Source organism: Streptomyces sp. JLSY215, assembly GCF_059682825.1.
Genome location: NZ_CM185022.1, coordinates 5277916 through 5297184 on the forward strand (window position 1 = coordinate 5277916; position 19269 = coordinate 5297184).

The following is a 19269-nucleotide window of genomic DNA, read 5'->3' on the forward strand; positions in this document are numbered from 1 at the left end:
TTGCCCCCGGACCCGCGCTCGGGCCCCGGAGTTCGGCGCCGGCGCCCGGCCCTCGGCTCCGGCGCCCGCCCCCGGGATCGGGCACCCGTACATACGGCTCACCGCGCGGTCGTCCCTTGGAGAGGACGACCGCGCGGCGGCGTGTGGGGGGTGGGTCTGGGGCAGTTATTCGGTAGGGGCCTGCAGCCCCCTTAGGGGCGCCCCCTAAGGGACGAAGTGTCCGATCCAGCCGCTCAGGCCGGCCGCACGCTCCCGTAGATCGGGTCGAAGTAGATCGACTCCACCCGGACACTGGCGCCCGGGTGCGGCGCGTGGATCATCTTGCCGTCGCCTATGTACATGCCTACGTGGCTGATGTCGTCGAAGAAGAACACCAGGTCACCGGGCTTGAGGCCGCTGGTCGCGACCCGCTCGCCGACCTTGACCTGGTCCCACGTCGTACGCGGCAGATCGACCCCGGCCGCCTTCCACGCCGCCTGGGTCAGCCCCGAGCAGTCGTAGGAGCTCGGGCCGGTCGCGCCCCAGACGTACGGCTTGCCTATCTGGGCGCGGGCAAAGGCGATCGCCTTTGCCGCCTTGGTGGAGTACGTGCCGTCGCTGGTCGATCCGCCGCCAGTGGAACCGCCGCCGGTCTGGCCGCCCGTCGAGCCGCCGCCGCTCTCGCGCTGCCGGCGCTCCTTCTCGGCCTGCTGGCGTGCCTTCTCCGCCTGCTGCCGCGCCAGCTCGTCGGCCCGGCGCTTGGCGGCCGCCTCCTTCTGGCGCTCCAGCTCCGCCAGCCGCGCCTTCTCCTGCGCGGTCAGCCGGGACAGCAGCTGCCGCGCCTCGGCCAGCTTCTCCTGGACGGACCGCTTGGACTCCTTCAGCGAGGTCTGCGTCCTCTGGAGCTGCTCCAGGCTCGCGGTCGCCCTGGCCCGCTGCCGGGCGGCGGCCACCTGCTGCTCCTGGTAGTCGGTGACCGCTTGCTTCTCCCGGTCGGTGAGCCGCCCCATCAGGTGCGTACGGTCGAAGAAATCCTGCGGGTCCTTGGCGAGCATCAGCTGCGCCGTGGGGTTCATGCCGCCGGTGCGGTACTGCGCGGAGGCGAAGGTGCCCAGCTCGCGCCGGGACTCGTTCATCTTCTCCGCGCGCTTGGCGGCGGCGTCGAGCAGGCCGTTGACGGTGGCGCGCTGACGGTCGACGCCCTCCTTGGCGGCGTTGTACTTCTGGGTGGCCACCTCGGCCTGGCGGTAGAGCCCGTCGACCTTCTGCTTGACCTCTTCGATGGTGGGCTTGGGTGCCCTGGGGGCGGCGTCGGCGGACTGCGAGAGCAGGGTGACCGAGGCGAGGGCGGCGGTGGTGAGCCCGGCCGCCGTACGGCTTCCGGGCGAGGTGAGCATGCGGGTGCGCGGCTTGCGGTGCGACGCCAAGGCCGGCGACTCCTTCCGTGGACCGCCTACCGGGTTAGCTGTCGGGTTCGGGCTCTGTCGCTGACGGAAGGCTTGCCCTACGGTCGATGCGTCCGCCGCTGGCGGCCGCACCGGCCGATTCACCCCGGTGGTGCTGGTGGGTCCCCGGCTCCGGGTGCCTGGTGGCAGGGCCGGACTCGGCGGAGGCCGCCCGTGCAGACGTTGTCGTCCGCGGGGATGCGGGCAGCCCGAGCAGGCACGGTAGCCAACTCGTGTGGCTCCTGTGAAGGCTGATGTTCGATATGCCCGAAACCTTTTTGTGACCTGACCGCGATCTCAAGGATGCGGCCCGGAGCCCAGGAGCCGGATCTGGTGAGGTGGCGGCGGGCTGTCAGTCCGGCGGCCTAGACTCGGTGGGCGATGAGCAGCCTCTTTGACGACAGCTTCCTGGCGGACCTCGGCCCCAAGCGCGAGGACGAGCACCCCCCGCCCCCCGAGGACGAGCACGGCCCGGCCCCGGAGGAGATTCCCGCCGACCTCTTCGACGGGAAGTTCGACGCACCGGTGCCCCATGAGGCGTACTACCGCGACGGCGCCGCCCGTCCCGTCGTCGACCCCGCCGCGCTGCTCGAGGGGCTCAACGACGAGCAGAAGGCCGCCGTGGTGCATCACGGCAGCCCGCTGCTGATCGTCGCCGGCGCCGGCTCCGGCAAGACCCGGGTGCTCACCCACCGCATCGCGCATCTGCTCGCCGAGCGCCATGTCCACCCCGGCCAGATCCTCGCGATCACGTTCACGAACAAGGCCGCGGGCGAGATGAAGGAGCGCGTCGAGGACCTGGTCGGCCCGCGGGCGAACGCCATGTGGGTCTCCACCTTCCACAGCGCCTGCGTCCGCATCCTGCGCCGCGAGTCCAAGAAGCTCGGCTTCACGTCCTCCTTCTCGATCTACGACGCCGCCGACTCCAAGCGCCTGATGGCCCTGGTCTGCCGCGATCTCGACCTGGACCCCAAGCGCTTCCCGCCGAAGTCCTTCAGCGCGAAGATCTCCAACCTCAAGAACGAACTCATCGACGAGGAGACCTTCGCCGGGACGGCCGCCGACGGCTTCGAGAAGACGCTGGCCGAGGCGTACGCGATGTACCAGTCGCGGCTGCGCGAGGCCAACGCCCTGGACTTCGACGACATCATCATGACGACGGTCAATCTCCTCCAGGCCTTCCCGGATGTCGCCGAGCACTACCGCCGCCGCTTCCGCCATGTCCTCGTCGACGAGTACCAGGACACCAACCACGCCCAGTACACCCTCGTCCGCGAGCTGGTCGGCCCGGGCACGGCCGAGATGCCCGCCGCCGAGCTGTGCGTCGTCGGTGACGCCGACCAGTCGATCTACGCGTTCCGCGGCGCCACGATCCGCAACATCCTCCAGTTCGAGGAGGACTACCCCGACGCGACCACGATCCTGCTGGAGCAGAACTACCGCTCCTCGCAGACGATCCTGTCCGCCGCCAACGCCGTCATCGAGCGCAACGAGAACCGCCGCCCCAAGAATCTCTGGACCGACGCCGGCGCCGGCCCCAAGATCACCGGCTATGTCGCGGACACCGAGCACGACGAGGCGCAGTTCGTCGCCGACGAGATCGACCGGCTGACGGACGCGGGCGACGCCAAGGCCGGCGATGTCGCCATCTTCTACCGCACCAACGCCCAGTCCCGTGTGTTCGAAGAGATCTTCATCCGGGTCGGGCTCCCGTACAAGGTCGTCGGCGGCGTGCGCTTCTACGAGCGCAAGGAGGTCCGCGACGTCCTCGCGTATCTGCGGGTGCTCGCCAACCCCGAGGACACCGTCCCGCTGCGCCGCATCCTGAACGTCCCCAAGCGCGGCATCGGCGACCGCGCCGAAGCCATGATCGACGCCCTCTCCTCCCGCGAGAAGATCACCTTCCCGCAGGCGCTGCGCCGCGTCGACGAGGCCTACGGCATGGCCGCCCGCTCCGCCAACGCCGTCAAGCGCTTCAACGTCCTCATGGAGGAGCTGCGCACGATCGTGGAGTCCGGCGCCGGGCCCGCCACGGTCCTGGAAGCCGTCCTGGAGCGCACGGGCTATCTCGCCGAGCTCCAGTCCTCCACCGACCCCCAGGACGAGACCCGGATCGAGAACCTCCAGGAACTCGCCTCGGTTGCCCTGGAGTTCGAGCAGGAGCGCGGCGAGGCCGAGACATCGGGGGCCGCCGCCCCGGGGCCGGGCACGCTCGCGGAATTCCTGGAGCAGGTCGCGCTGGTCGCCGACTCCGACCAGATCCCCGACGAGGACGAGGACGGCAGCGGCGTCATCACGCTGATGACCCTGCACACCGCCAAGGGCCTGGAATTCCCGACCGTCTTCCTCACCGGCCTCGAGGACGGCGTCTTCCCGCATATGCGCTCCCTGGGCCAGACCAAGGAGCTGGAGGAGGAGCGCCGGCTCGCCTACGTGGGCATCACGCGCGCCCGCGAGCGGCTCTACGTCACCCGCTCCACGATGCGCAGCGCCTGGGGCCAGCCCTCGTACAACCCGCCCTCGCGGTTCCTGGAGGAGATCCCGGACGACTACGTCGAGTGGCGGCGCACGGGTCCCGCCACACCGTCCGCCTCGATGGGCGGGCTGTCGTCGCGCGGCGGCGGCGGTGGAGGAGGCTTCGGCGGCGGCATCGGGTCCTCGCTGTCCTCGTCGCGCGCCAAGGGGCCGAGCGGTTTCGCCACGCGCCGTGCCACGGACCGGCAGGTGGCCTCGCTGGCCGTCGGCGACCGCGTCACGCACGACAGCTTCGGCCTGGGCACGGTCGTCGGCGTCAAGGGCAGCGGCGACAACGCCGAGGCGACCATCGACTTCGGCGGCGAGAAGCCGAAGCGGCTGCTGCTGCGGTATGCGCCGGTGGAGAAGCTCTGAGGCCGCCCCGGGCGTGTCCGATGGCCCGGCGGTCCGCCTCGGACGTCGCCGGCCTCGGACGTTAGCGGGGCGTTAGTCGAACAGCGTCGGCTCATCAGCCGCGGGCGGCAGTCTTGTTCTCGTACCCGAACGCTACTCGGAAAGAACGGGAAGAACGTGTCGAACGCCGCTCTCCGCTACGCCCGCAAGGCCGCCGCCGCCATGGTGATCACTGTTGCCGCGTTCGGGCTCACCGCCTGCCAGGACGGTGGCGCCGACGCCGCTCCGTCCTCCGCCTCCGCGCATGCCACGCAGTCCCCCGCGTCCACGGCCAAGGCCGCCCCGGATTCCGCCGACCGCACCTCGGCGGGCACCCCGAAGAAGCCGGGTGTGAAGTGCACGGATCAGGTGAACTACGCGGGGGATTCGCGGTCGAACGCCGAGATCAACTCGGTCGGCGAGGAGACGGGGCACTGTCCGGCGCCGGAGAAGGGCGGTACGTCGGCGGGCACCCCGAAGAAGCCGGGCGTGAAGTGCACGGATCAGGTGAACTACGCGGGGGATTCGCGGTCGAACGCCGAGATCAACTCGGTCGGCGAGGAGACCGGCTACTGCCCGCCGGTCCGGCATCAGTGAGGTGATGGCGGCCGCCCACGCGGAGCCGCGCTCGCGTGGGCGGTGAAGTCTCTCGTCCCGGTCAGTTCGGGTTGAGGCCGTGTTCGCGCAGCCACGGAAGCGGGTCTATCGCCGAGTCGCCGCCGGGGCGCACCTCGAAGTGCAGGTGCGGACCGGTGGAGTTGCCGGAGTTGCCCGAATAGGCGATCTGGTCCCCGGCCTTGACCGAACCGGAACGGATCTTCGTGCTGCTCAGGTGGCAGTACCAGGTCTCGGTGCCGTCGGGCGCCGTCACGATCGCCATATTGCCGTAGGCGGAGTTCCACTGGGTGCGCACGGTGCCGTCGGTGGCGGCCATGACGGGGGTGCCGTAGCTGACCGGGAAGTCGATCCCGGTGTGGACGGACATCCAGTTCACACCGGCCTGACCGAAGAGTGCGCTCAGCCCGTGCTGGGTGACCGGCAGCACGAACTTGGGCCGCAGCGCCTCCTTGCGGGCCGCCTCCGCCGCGGCGCGCTGCTTCTCCTGCGCCTGGCGTTCCTTGAGGTCGATCCGCTCCTGGGTGCGGTTGGCGCGGTCGCCGAAGTCCCGGGCGTCCGCGCTGAGTCCGGCGAGCTGGGTGTCGAGCTTCTTGTTGGCCGCGGACGCCTTGACCGACCCGTGGTCTCCCGCGGCCTGGGCGGGCTTGTCGTCCTTCTTGTCGTCCCCGACGAAGCCGGTGACGGACGCGGCGGCGGCCGCGCACACCCCCATGGCGGCGACCGAGGGCACGGCGACGGTCAGCAGCGCCGAGCGCTTGGCCGTACGGCGGCGGCCTCGCCCACGCACGGCCTTCCCCGCCGCCGGTCCGGTGACCCGGCGCGCGGCGGGTGCCGCGGCGGTGACCGGCATGGCCTGGGTCATCGCCTCGGCCACGGACGCGGCGTCGGGGGCATCGGGAACGGGCTGGGGAGCGTCGTCGGGCGCCTCTGCGGGGGCCGGGATCCCGGCCTCGAACTGCACCGATTCGTAGGACGTGGGGCCGGCCTGCGCCGGGATGTCGGCGATCAGGCCCTGGTCCGCGGTGGACCAGATCGCGGTGGCCTCGAAGCTGTCGTCGGCGTGATCACCGGTGTCGTGGCCGGCGGCGTCCTGGCCGAGGCCGTCGTAACTGCCGGTGTCATAGCTGCCGGTGTGGAAGCCGCTGGTGTCGAAGCTGCCGGTGTCGAAGCCGGTGGTGTCGAAGCCGGCGGTGCTGTACGTACCGGTGCCGTACGTGGACTGCTCGTACTGCGGGTGCTGCTCGTACTGCTCGTATTCCACGTACCGCTGATCATGCTGATCGTGCTGCGGGTACGGCTCGTGCCCGGCGTCCTCGTAGGCGGTGTGCGCGTACGGGTCGTAGCCGCCGGTGCCGTGGCCATCCGGTGTGTAGGCGCCGGTCGTTGAGTAGCTGCCGGTGGCGTAGGCGGCGTCGTAGCTGCCCGTGTCGTAGCCGGTGGTGTCGTACTGGCCCGTCTCATAGGTGCCGGTGCCGTAGGGCGCGGGACTGTGCGCGCCGCCGTTGTACGTACCGGTGTCGTAGGAGACGGTGCCGTACGAGCCCGTGCCGTACCCGTCGCCGTACCCATCGGTGGCGTACGGATCGGCCCCGTAGGTGCTGGTGTCGTACGTACCCGTCGTGGCGGCTTCGTACGTGCCCGTGTCATGACCGAGGGCGTCGTACCGGCCCGTGTCGTACGAGCCCGGGAGCGAGCCGAAGAGCGGGTCGCCGTCGCCGTACTCGGTGTGTCCGGACGCGGAGTGCTGCTGCCCGTAGGAGTCATAGGCCGGGTAGCCCGATGGGTGACGGTCGTTCACCAACTTCTCTTTCGCCTCGGCAGCAGGAGAATTAGCGGCGACTGTACCCGGCGGTACGCAACGGCGACAATCTTCAACAGGTTTCCGACTCGACGAGAAGGGGCATTTGGCCGCCTTTCGGGAGCGCGTATGCGAGTTCTTGGCGCGTCGTTCGATGCTTGTTCGAAGAAACGTCAAGATCGAATCGCAGGTGAGGGCGGTCGCGGCGTTGCGTGCGATGCATTCAGGCCACCGAAATGGCGTTTTCTCTGCCCTCCGTGCCCCGGTTCGCGCTCAGCGCCTCGCGTATTCCGGCCGCGACGGTGCCGTTGACCGGTAGCGCGAGATGTCCGACACCGGAGACATACACGTTGTGCGCGAGCAAATCCGGATGATCGATTCGGGCCGTCCGGGCCGGCACCATCACCTGGTCCGCATCGCTCCAGAAAGCGATGAACCGCGTCCGGCAATTCGGTGCGGGAAGCGACAACTCCGCTATCACCGCTGAATTGGGCCGCACCTGGCGGACGATCGGGTGCGCCGACATCAGGGGCGCGACGCGGGTGCCGGAGTGCGGGGTGCCGAGCGTGATCACCGTGCGGACGCGGGCGTCGCCGCCCAGTCGCTGGACGTAATAGCGGGCGATGAGCCCGCCGAGGCTATGGCCCACGATGTCCACCCGGCGGTGGCCGGTCCGGGCGCACACCGCCTCCACATGGCGGCCGAGCAGCTCGGCGGTCTTGCGGAGATCGCAGGTCAGCGGGGAGTAGTTGAGCGCCTCGAGATGGCGCCAGCCGTGCCGGCGCAGCGCGCGGCGCAGCAGGACGAACACCGAGCGGTTGTCGATGAAGCCATGGAGAAGGAGGACGGGTGGGTGGGCGCGGCCTTCCGTCGGCAGCAGCGCCGGGGTGACCCCCTCGTCGTGCGTGGCGGGCGTGGGAAGGGCGATGGGCTGCTCCTGGGAGATGCCGGTGGGGTAGAGGAGCAGATGGCCGGCGAGGACCAGCAGCTCCACGGCGGTGCTGCGCAGCAAGAGAGGGAGGCCGGGAGGCGTGGGCGGCGAGGGCTGCATGGTCGACCTCCCGGAGGGCATGCGGGAGGCGCGCTCAACGGCGTGGTGGTGTCCCGGCTGCGGCTTCCCGTGCGCCCGCCCCCATGTGCGCTGCGCCGTCCCGTGGCTGTGCGACACACGGGACGCGGCGCGTGGCGAACGTGTCCCATGTGTGATTTCCCCCTCGCCGGATGTCACGAAACGGCTGGGTACGGGATGCTGGAGATAACGTTCGTTCACGCTCGTGGCCGCCGATCGTGGCCGCGCGATCGATTGTCGGCTCGGCGGCACCGCCCGGCGCGTGCCGTACTTGGCTTGGAGGCAGTGATGAGTGTGGCTCGGCACGAGGGAGCGCAAGCGGAGAGCCAGGCCGCCGCGGGCAGGCCGGGGCCGATCCGGGTCGTGGTGGCGAAGCCGGGGCTGGACGGTCATGACCGGGGCGCCAAGGTGATCGCACGGGCGTTGCGCGACGCCGGTATGGAGGTCATCTACACCGGGCTGCACCAGACCCCGGAGCAGATCGTCGACACCGCCATCCAGGAGGACGCCGACGCGATCGGGCTGTCGATCCTCTCCGGCGCGCACAACACGCTCTTCGCCAAGGTGATCGCCCTCCTGGAGGAGCGCGACGCGGCGGACATCAAGGTCTTCGGCGGCGGCATCATCCCGGAGGCGGACATCGCGCCGCTCAAGGCGCAGGGCGTCGCGGAGATCTTCACGCCGGGCGCCACGACCACCGCCATCGTGGAGTGGGTCAACGCGAACGTGCGGTCGTCGGCGGTCTGAGCCGGCTCCCGGGCCGGTGGCGAACGGCCGGTGTACGGGGCCCGCGCGATGGCGTGGGCCCCGGGGGCGGCGGGCGGTCATGACGCGGCCGGGCCGGACTCGCCGGCCGCGGTGGGCGGGGCCGCGGACCCGGTGAGCTCGGCGTGCATCGTGGCGCGCAGGCGCAGCGTGCCGACCAGGCGCTGGAAGGCCTCGGACCAGTAGCCGCCGGAGCCCGGGGAGGCGCCTTCCGGCTCGTCCGTCACGGCGGTGAGCATGTCGAGACGGTCCGCGGCGGCCGGGTCCAGACAGCGCTCGGCCAGCCCCATCACCCCGCTGAAGCTCCACGGATAGCTGCCCGCGTCCCGGGCGATGTCCAGCGCGTCCACGACCGCCCGGCCCAGCGGCTCGGCCCAGGGCACGGCGCACACGCCCAGCATCCGGAAGGCGTCCGACAGGCCGTGCGCGGCGATGAACTCCGCCACCCACGCGGCACGTTCGTCCTCGGGCAGCACGGTCAGCAGCTTGGCCAGATCCCGGGACGAGCCGGCCGGTGCCACCTCGGTGGCTTGAGCCGGGGCGGCGGGCGTGCCCAGCAGCGCCCGCACCCAGTCGGCGTTGCGCTGCCGCACGGCGGCGCGGCACCAGGCGTCGTGCAGCTCCGTCCGCCAGGTGTCGGCCACCGGCAGCGCGACGATCTCCGCCGGACCGCGGCCGCCGAACTGCTCGCGCCAGCCGTCCAGCGGGGCCGCCTCCAGCAACTGGCTCAGCCACCAGGCGCCCCGGCCCCGCCCGGACGGCGCCTTGAGCGCCACGCCGTCCCGCTGCATCCCCGCATCGCACTCCCGGGGCGGCTCGACGGCGATCACCGGGCCGGCCGCCGGATCCAGGACGACAAGGGTGCGGGCGCGCTCCGCCATCCGGCCGGCCAACGCGGAGCCGGGCAGGCCGGAGAGCAGCTCGGCGGCCGTGGCGCGGACATTGCGGCTGCGGTCGGACAGCGCCTGTTCCAGGAAGGGCTCGTCGGCCGCGGACAGGCCCTCGCGCAGCACATCGAGGAACATCAGGCGGTCCTCGGCACGCTCGGTGGTCCAGGTGCCGTCGAGCAGTTCGAGACCGGCGGCCGGATCGCGGCGGCGCAGCGAGGCCAGCAGTGCGACCCGTTCGGCGAACAGTCCCTCCTCCCACAGGCGCAGTACGCCCTTGGGGTCGTCGTGGGGCACGGCCGCCGGGCCGCCCCCCATCCCGCGCAGCGCGAACTTCCAGTCGTCGTTGAGCCGGGCCAGCCACAGCGCCCGCGGGCCCGCCAGGGCGAGCGCCGCGGGCCGCAGGTCCGTACGGGCGCGGGCGGCGTCCAGCAGCGCGGGCAGCAGCGCGCCGGGCGCGCGATAGCCGTACTCCTGGGCGGCGGCGAGCCACTGGGGCAGCAACTCCGTGAGGTCGGGGGCCGTGCCGCGGCGGCTGCCGCCGCCGGTGCCGCCGCGGTCGGCGAGCAGCAGGGACAGCCGGCGCCGCGCGGCGTCCGGGAGCGGGGGCCGCGGGTCGGCCGGGGCCGGGGCGGGCCGCTCACCGGCCGGTGCCGGGCGCAGCGCCGCGCGGCGGCGGACCGTGCTCACGGCGGCGGCGTCCAGCAGCGCCGCCGCCGCGCTCTGCCCGGCCCGCAGCGGCACCGGGGGCGTGCGCCGCTCCGTGCCGAGCAGGGCGGCGCTCACCAAGGCCTCCCAGCTCGCGGGCGTCGCGGTCTTCGGCGGGGTGCTCGTCATGGGGTCCCTCCAGGTGTCGGACGGCGGTGTACGGGGGCGTCGGCGGCGGGCCGGCGGGTCACAGGGACACCGGGGCGGGGTCCCAGGCGGTCAGCGGCAGAAAGCCGCGGTGGCCGCACTCGCCGAAGACCGTGATCGGGGCGCCGCCCGATATGGCGGCCAGCTGCCACAGGCCCGTACGGCCCAGGCACCGTGGATCGAGGGGGAGCGCCGACTCCCCGTCCGCGTCGGCAAGCTGCCAGCCCACGCCGTCCCGGGCCGGGACCGGGGTGACATCGGCGAGCACCACCGGCCAGGAATCCAGCCAGGGATCGTCGCGCAGCGCATCGCCGTACGCGGCCAGAGCGGCATCGATGCCGCAGCCGGGCGGCACCGGGCCGGGGGCCGCCGGGGTGTGCCGCCGGCCCAGGGCGGCGCGCAGCGGCCGGGCGCCCGGGTAGTAGGCCAGGTCCGCGTCGAGCACCAGGCCGGGCGGCAGGGCCAGGTCCAGGGGGCGGCCCTGACCGCCGAAGGAGAGGTGCAGCGCCATCCGGCCGGTGCGTTCGCCGCGGAGGAAGATCCTGCGGGTGGTCAGCTTGCCGTCGTCGCTGTCCTGTTGGGCGAGCACCAGCCAGCGGTCCCGGACCGTCGTCGCATCGGGGCCGGTCAGCAGGTCCGCGGCATCCGTGGTGAGGCCGACGCGCGAACGCACCGTCGCGGCGAGCGGGGCCGGCAGCCGCTCCCTCCCCAGGAAGCCCTGGTCGAGGAGATGGAGCAGGGCGCACTCCTCCAGCAGTCGGGACGGCCAGTCCGCCCCGGAGGCCACGATCGACCCCAACTCCCTCGTCCGCGCGGCGAGTCCGGGCGCCTGGGCATCGACCATGCGCGCGGCCGTCTCGTCCCACGAACTTCCCCCGCTCTCGGCCGCCGCGAGGCCGGTGCGCAGCAGATCCTCCAGGCGCTGCTCCAGCTCCGTGGCCCCCGTGCCGATCCGCTGCAGCCGGCGGTCCGCCCGCCGCTTGGCGGCCTCCGGATCGGCGGGCGTACGGGCCGCCGCGCCGCCCCCGTCCGGCGTACCCGCGGCCCGCTCCGCCTTCGCCCGGCGCCCGGCCAGCCACTCACCCGCCCACTGCGGCGGCTCTCCGCCCGGAACGGCGGCCCCCTCACCCGCCCAGAGCAGCAGCAGCCCCAGCGCGTGCTTGCACGGGAACTTACGGCTCGGGCAACTGCACTTGAAGGCGGGCCCTTCGATGTCGACGACGGCTTGGTAGGGCTTCTTGCCGCTGCCCTTGCACAGCCCCCACACCGCGCCGCCGTCCGCGCCCGTCTCCGACCACGGTCCGGGCGCGGCGAGCTTGCCGCCCGCCTTGCGTGAGGCATCGTCAGGCGCCAGCGCGAGCACCTGATCCGTCGTCCAGCGTTCCCCCTGCGGATTCATGTCTTCGACGCTACGACCCGCCACTGACAACGGCCGGACCATCGCGGTGAAGTCGCAGGTCATAGGCGGTTTTCGAGCCGTTGTCAGTGGTGTGGTGCAGGCTTGATTCCAGCAAGCGGCCGGCGGATCTCGCGGCGTCGGCCGCACATCGTGCGACGCGTTTTTCTGCGACGAGGGGGAGCCATGTCGGCCACGTCAGCCAGGTCCGAGAACACCACCACGACAGCGAACGAAGAGGCCCTGCGGCCGCACGCGGAGGACACCTTCGCGGACGAGCTCAAGGCCCTTGCCGCCGCCGACGACCGGCCGCGGCCGGAGCGCTGGAAGCTCTCGCCGTGGGCGGTCGCCACCTACCTGCTCGGCGGCACGCTCGCGGACGGCACGGTCATCACACCCAAATACGTCGGCCCGCGGCGGATCGTCGAGGTCGCCGTGACCACCCTCGCCACGGACCGCGCACTGCTGCTGCTCGGCGTGCCCGGCACCGCAAAGACCTGGGTGTCCGAGCATCTGGCGGCCGCCGTCAGCGGCGACTCCACCCTGCTGGTGCAGGGCACCGCCGGCACACCCGAAGAGGCGATCCGCTACGGCTGGAACTACGCCCAGCTGCTCGCCAACGGCCCCAGCCGCGAGGCGCTGGTGCCCAGCCCGGTGATGCGGGCGATGGCGCAGGGCATGACCGCACGGGTCGAGGAACTCACCCGCATCCCGGCCGACGTCCAGGACACCCTCATCACCGTCCTGTCCGAAAAGACCCTGCCCATCCCGGAGTTGGGACAGGAGGTGCAGGCCGTCCGCGGCTTCAACCTGATCGCCACGGCCAACGACCGCGACCGCGGCGTCAACGACCTCTCCAGCGCGCTGCGCCGCCGCTTCAACACCGTGGTGCTGCCGCTGCCCGCGACACCGGACGAAGAGGTGGACATCGTCTCGCGGCGGGTCGAGCAGATAGGGCGTTCGCTGGACCTGCCGGCCGCCCCGGAGGGCATGGACGAGATCCGCCGCGTCGTCACGGTCTTCCGCGAGCTGCGGTCCGGCGTCACCGCCGACGGCCGCACAAAGGTCAAGTCGCCCTCCGGCACGCTGTCGACGGCCGAGGCCATCTCGGTGGTGACCAACGGCCTGGCGCTGGCCACGCACTTCGGGGACGGCGTGCTGCGCCCCGGGGACGTGGCCGCCGGCATCCTGGGCGCGGTCGTCCGCGATCCGGCCGCGGACCGCGTCGTATGGCAGGAGTACCTGGAGGCCGTGGTGCGCGAGCGCGACGGCTGGAAGGACTTCTACCGCGCCTGCCGCGAGGTGAGCGCATGACCGCCGGGAGCGCGGCGGAGCCGCTGCTGCTCGGGGTGCGGCACCACGGCCCCGGGTCGGCCCGCGCGGTGCGGGCCGCCCTGGAGCAGGCCGCGCCCAGCGCGGTGCTGATCGAGGGGCCGCCCGAGGCGGACCAGCTGCTCCCGCTGGCGCTGCACAAGGACATGCGGCCGCCGGTCGCGCTGCTCGCCCACGTACTGGACGATCCCGGCCGCGCGGCGTTCTGGCCGCTGGCCGAGTTCTCCCCGGAATGGGTGGCGCTGCGCTGGGCGCTGGAGCGCGACGTCCCGGTCCGGTTCATCGATCTGCCGGCGGCGCACACCCTGGCCATGACGGCGGAGGAGGACGCCAAGGCGGAGGCCAAGGAGGAGGCCGAGGCGGAGGCCACGACGGAGGCCGAAGCCACGACGGAAGTCGAAGCCACCGCGGCGGCGGACGCCGGTGACGTCCGGATCGACCCCATCCGCGTCCTGGCCGAGGCCGCCGGTTACGACGACCCCGAGCGCTGGTGGGAGGACGTCGTCGAGCACCGCGGCCAGGGCACGGCAGGCGGTCCCGCCACCGACGCGCTGGCGCCGTTCGCGGCGCTGGCCGAGGCGATGGGCGCGCTGCGCGAGACGTACGACGACGGCGGGACCGAGCGCGACCCGGTGCGCGAGGCCCATATGCGGCTCCGACTGCGCGAGGCGCGGCGGGAGTTCGGGGACGGCGTCGCCGTGGTGTGCGGGGCATGGCATGTCCCGGCGCTGGCCCGCCGCAGCACGGTGACCGCCGACCGCCGACTCCTCAAGGGCCTGCCCAAGGTGAAGGCGGCGGTGACCTGGGTGCCGTGGACCCACCGCCGGCTCTCCCGGCGCAGCGGCTACGGCGCCGGAATCGCCTCGCCCGGCTGGTACGGCCATCTCTTCAGCTCCCCCGACCGCCCCCTCGCACGCTGGATGACCAAGGTCGCCGGGGTGCTGCGCGACGAGGACTACGCCGTGTCGTCGGCGCATGTCATCGAGGCCGTGCGGCTCGCCGAGGGGCTGGCCGCGGTGCGCGGCCGCCCGTTGGCCGGGCTCGTGGAGGCCGATGACGCGATCCGGGCCGTCATGGGCGACGGCTCCGACGCCCCGTCCGCCCTGATCCGCGACCGGCTGGTGGTCGGCGAGGTGCTCGGCGAGGTGCCCGAGGACGCCCCCGCGGTGCCCTTGCAGCGCGATCTCGCCCGCAGTCAGCGGACGCTGCGGCTCAAGCCGGAGGCTCTGGAGCGGGAGCTGGAGCTGGACCTGCGCAAGGAGACCGACGCCGGCCGCAGCAGGCTGCTGCACCGGCTGCGGCTGCTCGGCATCCCCTGGGGCGAGCCCACCCGCTCCCGCGGCAGCACCGGCACCTTCCGGGAGACGTGGCTGCTGCGCTGGGAGCCGGAGCTGTCCGTACGGGTAGCCGAGGCCGGGATCTGGGGCACCACCGTGGTGTCCGCCGCCACCGCCAAGGCGGCATCGGAGGCGGTCGGCGCGGCCTCGCTCGCCGAGGTGACGGCGCTCGCCGAGCGCTGCCTGCTCGCCGAACTCCCCGATGCCCTCCCCGTGGTGATGCAGGCGCTGTCCGACCGCGCGGCGCTGGACGCGGACGTCGGCCAGCTCGCCCAGGCGCTGCCCGCCCTCGTACGGTCCGTGCGGTACGGCGATGTGCGCGGCACGGACGGCACGGCGCTGCGCGAGGTGGCGCTGGGCCTGGCCGAGCGGGTCTTCGTCGGACTGCCGCCGGCCTGCACCGGACTGGACGACGACGGCGCCGCCGAGATGCGCGGCCATCTCGATGCCACCCATCAGGCCGTCGGCCTCCTGGGCCAGCTCGAGGCCGCCGGCCGGCCGGAGAGCGGACCGGCGGACCTGCGGTCCCGGTGGGCCGGGGTGCTGCGGGTGGTCAGCGGACGGGACGCCGTACCCGGGCTGATCCGGGGGCGCGCGACACGGCTCCTCCTGGACGACGGACAGCTGGACGACGAGGGCGCGGCGCGGCTGATGGGCCTCGCCCTCTCGCCGGGCACTCCGCCCGCCGACGCCGCCGGATGGATCGAGGGCTTCGTCGGCGGCGGGGACGGCGGCATGCTGCTGGTCCACGACGAACGACTGCTGGCGCTGGTCGACGGCTGGCTGACGAGCGTGCCGGACGCCACGTTCACGGACGTGCTGCCGCTGCTGCGCCGGACCTTCGCCGCATATGAGTCCGGAGTGCGGCGCACCCTAGGTGAGCTGGTCCGGCGCGGGCCCGCGGCCTCCGCCGCCCCCGGCTCCTCCCGGGCGGGAGGCACCCCCTTCGGTGCCGCGACCGACGCCTCGGCCCCCGGCTTCGGCCCCGGACTGGACCGCGACCGCGCCGCGGCCGTACTCCCCACCCTGCGCCTGCTGCTGGGCACCGACCGGGACGGCGACGAGCCCCGTCACACCACCCGACGACCGGACACCGACCTCACGGGGGCACGGACATGACCGCCACGACGACCGGCGACACCACAACGACCGACGCCACGACCACCGCGCCCACAACCACCGCATCCACATCCACCGCACCCACGACCACCGACCGCGCCGCGGCCGAGGCCGAGCGGCTGCGCCGCTGGCGGCTGGCGCTCGGGGGCGAGGGCGCGGACGGCACCGGCTGCGAGCTGCGGGGCCAGGATGCCGCCATGGACCGGGCGCTCGCCTCGCTCTACGGCCAGGGCAAGGACGGCAAGGGCGGCAAGGAGCCCGACGGCGGCCGCCGATCGGCGGGGCTCGGCGCCTCGGCGCCCTCCGTCGCCCGCTGGCTCGGCGACATCCGCACGTACTTCCCGTCCTCCGTGGTGCAGGTGATGCAGCGCGACGCCATCGACCGGCTCGGCCTGAACTCCCTCCTCCTGGAGCCGGAGATGCTCGAGGCCGTGGAGGCGGACGTGCATCTGGTGGGCACCCTGCTCTCGCTGAACAAGGTGATGCCGGAGACGACCAAGGAGACCGCTCGGGCCGTCGTCCGCAAGGTCGTCGAGCAGCTGGAGAAGCGACTGGCGACCCGCACCCGCGCCACGCTCACGGGCGCGCTGGACCGCTCCGCGCGCATCAACCGCCCCCGGCACCGCGACATCGACTGGGACCGCACGATCCGGGCGAACCTCAAGAACTACCTCCCCGAGTACCGCACGGTCGTCCCCGAGCGGCTGATCGGCTACGGCCGGGCCGCCCAGTCGGTGAAGAAGGAAGTGGTGCTCTGCATCGACCAGTCCGGCTCGATGGCCGCCTCGGTCGTCTATGCCTCGGTGTTCGGCGCGGTGCTGGCCTCGATGCGGGCCATCGACACCCGGCTGGTCGTCTTCGACACCGCGGTCGTCGATCTGACGGACCAGATCGACGACCCGGTCGATGTCCTCTTCGGCACCCAGCTCGGCGGCGGCACGGACATCAACCGCGCCCTCGCCTACTGCCAGTCCCGCATCACCCGTCCCGCCGAAACGGTCGTTGTCCTCATCAGCGACCTCTACGAGGGCGGCATCCGCAACGAGATGCTCAAGCGGGTCGCCGCGATGAAGGCCGCCGGGGTGCAGTTCGTGACGCTGCTCGCCCTCTCCGACGAGGGCGCGCCCGCCTACGACCGCGAGCACGCCGCGGCGCTCGCGGCCCTGGGCGCACCGGCGTTCGCGTGTACGCCGGACCTCTTCCCGGACGTGATGGCGGCCGCCATCGAGAAACGACCGCTGCCCATACCGGACATGGCGGAGCAACGGTGACAGGAGCACCGGGGGGACTTGCCAGAGACCTGGCAGGTCATGCGAGGATCAGTCCATCGCTCGATCGCCCGCGACGAGAGTGACACCGCCACCGCGTATCCGCGCGGCCGCGTGTCCCCGTCCGTATGGGAAGGTCCCCTCCTTGTCTGCTGTGTTCGCTCTGCCTGCCGCCGTGCGCCTGACGCGCACGGTGGCCGCGCGGCGTGCGCTGCTGGCGGGGCTCTTCCTGGTGGCCTTCGTCGCCCTCGGCTTCGCCTTCGGTCCCGGCGCACACGCCGCCGACCGCACGGGCAGACCGGCCCTGACCGGGGCACCGTCCCCGAACCGGACCGCCGCAGAGGCGTCCCTCCAGGGCTCCCCGGACCGGGCCGCCACCCGGGACGGGGCCACGGACCGCGCCGCGCAGTCGGACCGGCTGTCCGGCTCCGGCGCCGCGTTCCAGCGGCAGGGCAAGGCGGCCGGCGCGAAGCTGACCCAGGACACGGACACCGCCTCGGCGGCCGTCGCCCAGGCCGTACGGCCCGCCACCGAGCGGACCGCCCCGGTCACGGGCCCGGTCACCCGGCAGGTGACCGGCGTCGTACGGGAGATCGGCAGCACCGTCGGCGGCACGCTCCCCGTGCGGCTCCCCTCCGGTGAGCACGCGGGACGGCCCGGCGACGGCGGCACGCCCGAGCACGGCAAGGCGCCGAACGGCGCGCAGCCGGCCGGTTCGACGACCGTCGGCCCGGCCGATGCCACCGCCGCGGCGCACCCGGCGCACTGCACCGACGGCCCGCGTACGGCCGTCCAGCACCCCCGGCCCGCCCTGCACCAGCAGCGGGACCAGGGACAGGGACACCACGGCCTGCCGGGACAGCTCCCGCAGGGCCCGGTGGCGCCCGCCTCGCACTCCGCAGGTGACGGCAAGGGCCCCCGTGGCGGGGACCTGCACGCCGCCGCCCCGGCGGACTCGGCACGCTTCCGGCTGCTGCCCGGTGGCGTCCGTACGGCCGATGGCGCTCCGACGCGCCGCCGCGCCGAAGACATCCTCGAATTCCCCGGCTAGGGCAGACCGCTCCGCGTCTGTATCACCGACCTGCCGCGCGGGGGCGGGACAGGTCTGCCCAACACCCCTGAAATTCGAAGGACTTCACCACCATGCGCTCGAACATTCGCCGTTCCATCGTCGTCGCCGCTGCCGCCACCGGCCTGTGGGCCCTCGGCTCCGTCGCCGCCAACGCCGCCGAGCTGCCCGCCACCCCGGAGCTGCCCGTCGCCGGTACGGTGACCGACGCCGCGAAGAGCCTGCCCACCGGCGACGTGACCGGCACGGCCACCAAGACGGTCGACGGCGTGACCAAGACCGCCAAGACGACGGTCGGCGGCGCGGCCGGCAAGGCGACCGGTGTCCTCGGCGGCGGTGTCTCCGCCGACCGGCTGCCCACCGGCAAGCTTCCCCAGCTCGGCGACGTGACCGGTGCCGTGGACGGCGTGCAGAAGCTGGTCGGCGGCGGTCTGCCGCACGCCAACGCCGGTGACCTGCAGAAGACGGCCGACGTGAAGAAGGCCCGGAAGACCGCGAAGAAGGCCCTGAAGAAGGCCGGCAAGCTCGGCAAGGCCGGTCAGCTCCCCGGCGTCGCGCTGCCCGCCGTCCCGAACCTGCCCGGCGCCCCGTCGCTGCCCGCCACCCCGGGCGTCCCCGCCGTCGGCGTCGACGGCCTGACCGAGGGCCTGCCCAAGGCCCCCGCGCTGCCCTCGGCCCCCGGCTCGGCCACCAACCTGCTGGCCGCCCTCGCCGGCGCCGGTGTCCGTCCCGAGCAGCTGACGACCCAGGCCCAGGGCGCCCTGGCCGGCGTCCGCCCGACCGTCGACAACACCGCCGCCGACGTGCTGCCGCCCGTCGCCCAGCGGATCGTCGTCAAGGTCGTGCCGGTCGCCCAGACCGCGGTCGGCGGTGCCGGTCAGCTGGCCGGCGACGCGGCCGCCAAGGCGACCCCGTTCGCGACCTCCGTCGGCGGCCGCGCGCAGGTCCTCGTGCAGGGTGTGGGCGCCCAGGCCACGCCGTTCGCGCAGGGTGTCGCCTCCGACGCCACCCCGTTCGCGCGGGGCCTGGCCACCGTCGTGACGGCCGACGCCCGGAACATCGCCGCCGACGCCGCCGCAGGTGCGCGGGGCGCCGCCCCGGTGCAGCTCCCGGCCGTCCCCGGCGTCCCGGCCGTGCCGGCCGTGCCCGGCGTCCCGGCCGTCCCCGGCGTCCCGGCCGTCCCGGCCAACCTGGCCGACGTGACCGCCCTCCCGGCCGTTCCCGCCGTGCCCGCCGTCCCGGCCGTGCCCGCCAACCTCGGCGACCTGACCAACGCCGCCAACATCCCGGCCCTCCCGGCTCTGCCGGGCGTGCCGAACCTGCCCGTCCAGGGCCTCTGAACCCCTTCGGCCGGTGACCCCGGCCGAAGGTAGCCCCGGTCTTTCCGTCACGGCGGTGACAGTCGGACCGGGCCACGTCACCACA

General features: G+C 73.3%; 13 protein-coding genes and 1 riboswitch. Of the genes, 8 read left to right on the forward strand and 5 right to left on the reverse strand.

The features are described from left to right. Positions 1 to 233 precede the first annotated feature (233 nt). The gene (locus AC5677_RS23770) at positions 234 to 1406 is read right to left on the reverse strand and encodes a C40 family peptidase (RefSeq protein ID WP_497189942.1); all 1173 of its coding nucleotides are present in this window, start codon (positions 1404 to 1406) and stop codon (positions 234 to 236) included. 8 nt (positions 1407 to 1414) lie between these two features. Next, positions 1415 to 1598: riboswitch (cyclic di-AMP (ydaO/yuaA leader) on the reverse strand. A gap of 207 nt (positions 1599 to 1805) precedes the next feature. Between AC5677_RS23770 and pcrA the strand changes: the two genes are divergently transcribed. Together pcrA and AC5677_RS23780 are read left to right on the forward strand one after the other, a co-directional pair. Continuing rightward, positions 1806 to 4313 carry a DNA helicase PcrA gene (gene pcrA, locus AC5677_RS23775; protein WP_497189943.1) on the forward strand — a complete coding sequence of 836 codons (2508 nt, stop codon included), beginning with the start codon at positions 1806 to 1808 and terminating at the stop codon, positions 4311 to 4313. A 156-nt stretch (positions 4314 to 4469) separates the two neighbouring features. Beyond that, positions 4470 to 4928 (forward strand): hypothetical protein, encoded by a 459-nt coding sequence (locus tag AC5677_RS23780; protein WP_497189944.1) that lies wholly within the window; start codon positions 4470 to 4472, stop codon positions 4926 to 4928. Positions 4929 to 4989: 61 nt separating this feature from the next. Here AC5677_RS23780 and AC5677_RS23785 read toward each other — a convergent pair whose 3' ends face one another. Both AC5677_RS23785 and AC5677_RS23790 read right to left on the reverse strand, forming a co-directional pair. Further along, positions 4990 to 6747 carry a M23 family metallopeptidase gene (locus tag AC5677_RS23785; protein WP_497189945.1) on the reverse strand — a complete coding sequence of 586 codons (1758 nt, stop codon included), beginning with the start codon at positions 6745 to 6747 and terminating at the stop codon, positions 4990 to 4992. 223 nt (positions 6748 to 6970) lie between these two features. Then, entirely contained in the window at positions 6971 to 7798 is an 828-nt protein-coding gene (locus AC5677_RS23790) for an esterase/lipase family protein (protein WP_497189946.1), read from the reverse strand. A 306-nt stretch (positions 7799 to 8104) separates the two neighbouring features. Between AC5677_RS23790 and AC5677_RS23795 the strand changes: the two genes are divergently transcribed. Continuing rightward, positions 8105 to 8563, forward strand: a complete 459-nt coding sequence (locus AC5677_RS23795) for a cobalamin B12-binding domain-containing protein (RefSeq protein WP_497189947.1) — start codon at positions 8105 to 8107, stop codon at positions 8561 to 8563. A gap of 77 nt (positions 8564 to 8640) precedes the next feature. On the opposite strand, the gene AC5677_RS23800 is transcribed toward AC5677_RS23795, so the two are convergent. After that, the gene (locus AC5677_RS23800) at positions 8641 to 10305 is read right to left on the reverse strand and encodes a DUF5691 domain-containing protein (protein WP_497189948.1); all 1665 of its coding nucleotides are present in this window, start codon (positions 10303 to 10305) and stop codon (positions 8641 to 8643) included. Between the two features lie 58 nt (positions 10306 to 10363). After that, positions 10364 to 11722 (reverse strand): SWIM zinc finger family protein, encoded by a 1359-nt coding sequence (locus AC5677_RS23805; RefSeq protein ID WP_497189949.1) that lies wholly within the window; start codon positions 11720 to 11722, stop codon positions 10364 to 10366. Between the two features lie 183 nt (positions 11723 to 11905). Here AC5677_RS23805 and AC5677_RS23810 point away from each other — a divergent pair, with 183 nt between their 5' ends. The 5 genes from AC5677_RS23810 (at position 11906) to AC5677_RS23830 (ending at position 19184) form a co-directional block, all read left to right on the forward strand. Further along, complete coding sequence (locus tag AC5677_RS23810; protein WP_497189950.1) at positions 11906 to 13033, forward strand: ATP-binding protein; 1128 nt, start codon at positions 11906 to 11908, stop codon at positions 13031 to 13033. Then, the gene (locus tag AC5677_RS23815) at positions 13030 to 15507 is read left to right on the forward strand and encodes a DUF5682 family protein (protein ID WP_497189951.1); all 2478 of its coding nucleotides are present in this window, start codon (positions 13030 to 13032) and stop codon (positions 15505 to 15507) included. Before AC5677_RS23810 ends, AC5677_RS23815 begins: the two co-directional genes overlap by 4 nt. Next, a complete protein-coding gene (locus AC5677_RS23820; protein ID WP_497189952.1) occupies positions 15504 to 16778 on the forward strand; it encodes a VWA domain-containing protein in 1275 nt (424 codons plus the stop codon). The genes AC5677_RS23815 and AC5677_RS23820 overlap by 4 nt, the downstream gene beginning before the upstream one ends. A gap of 142 nt (positions 16779 to 16920) precedes the next feature. Beyond that, entirely contained in the window at positions 16921 to 17826 is a 906-nt protein-coding gene (locus AC5677_RS23825) for a hypothetical protein (RefSeq protein WP_497189953.1), read from the forward strand. 92 nt (positions 17827 to 17918) lie between these two features. Next, complete coding sequence (locus tag AC5677_RS23830; RefSeq protein ID WP_497189954.1) at positions 17919 to 19184, forward strand: hypothetical protein; 1266 nt, start codon at positions 17919 to 17921, stop codon at positions 19182 to 19184. The last annotated feature ends 85 nt before the right edge of the window (positions 19185 to 19269 follow it).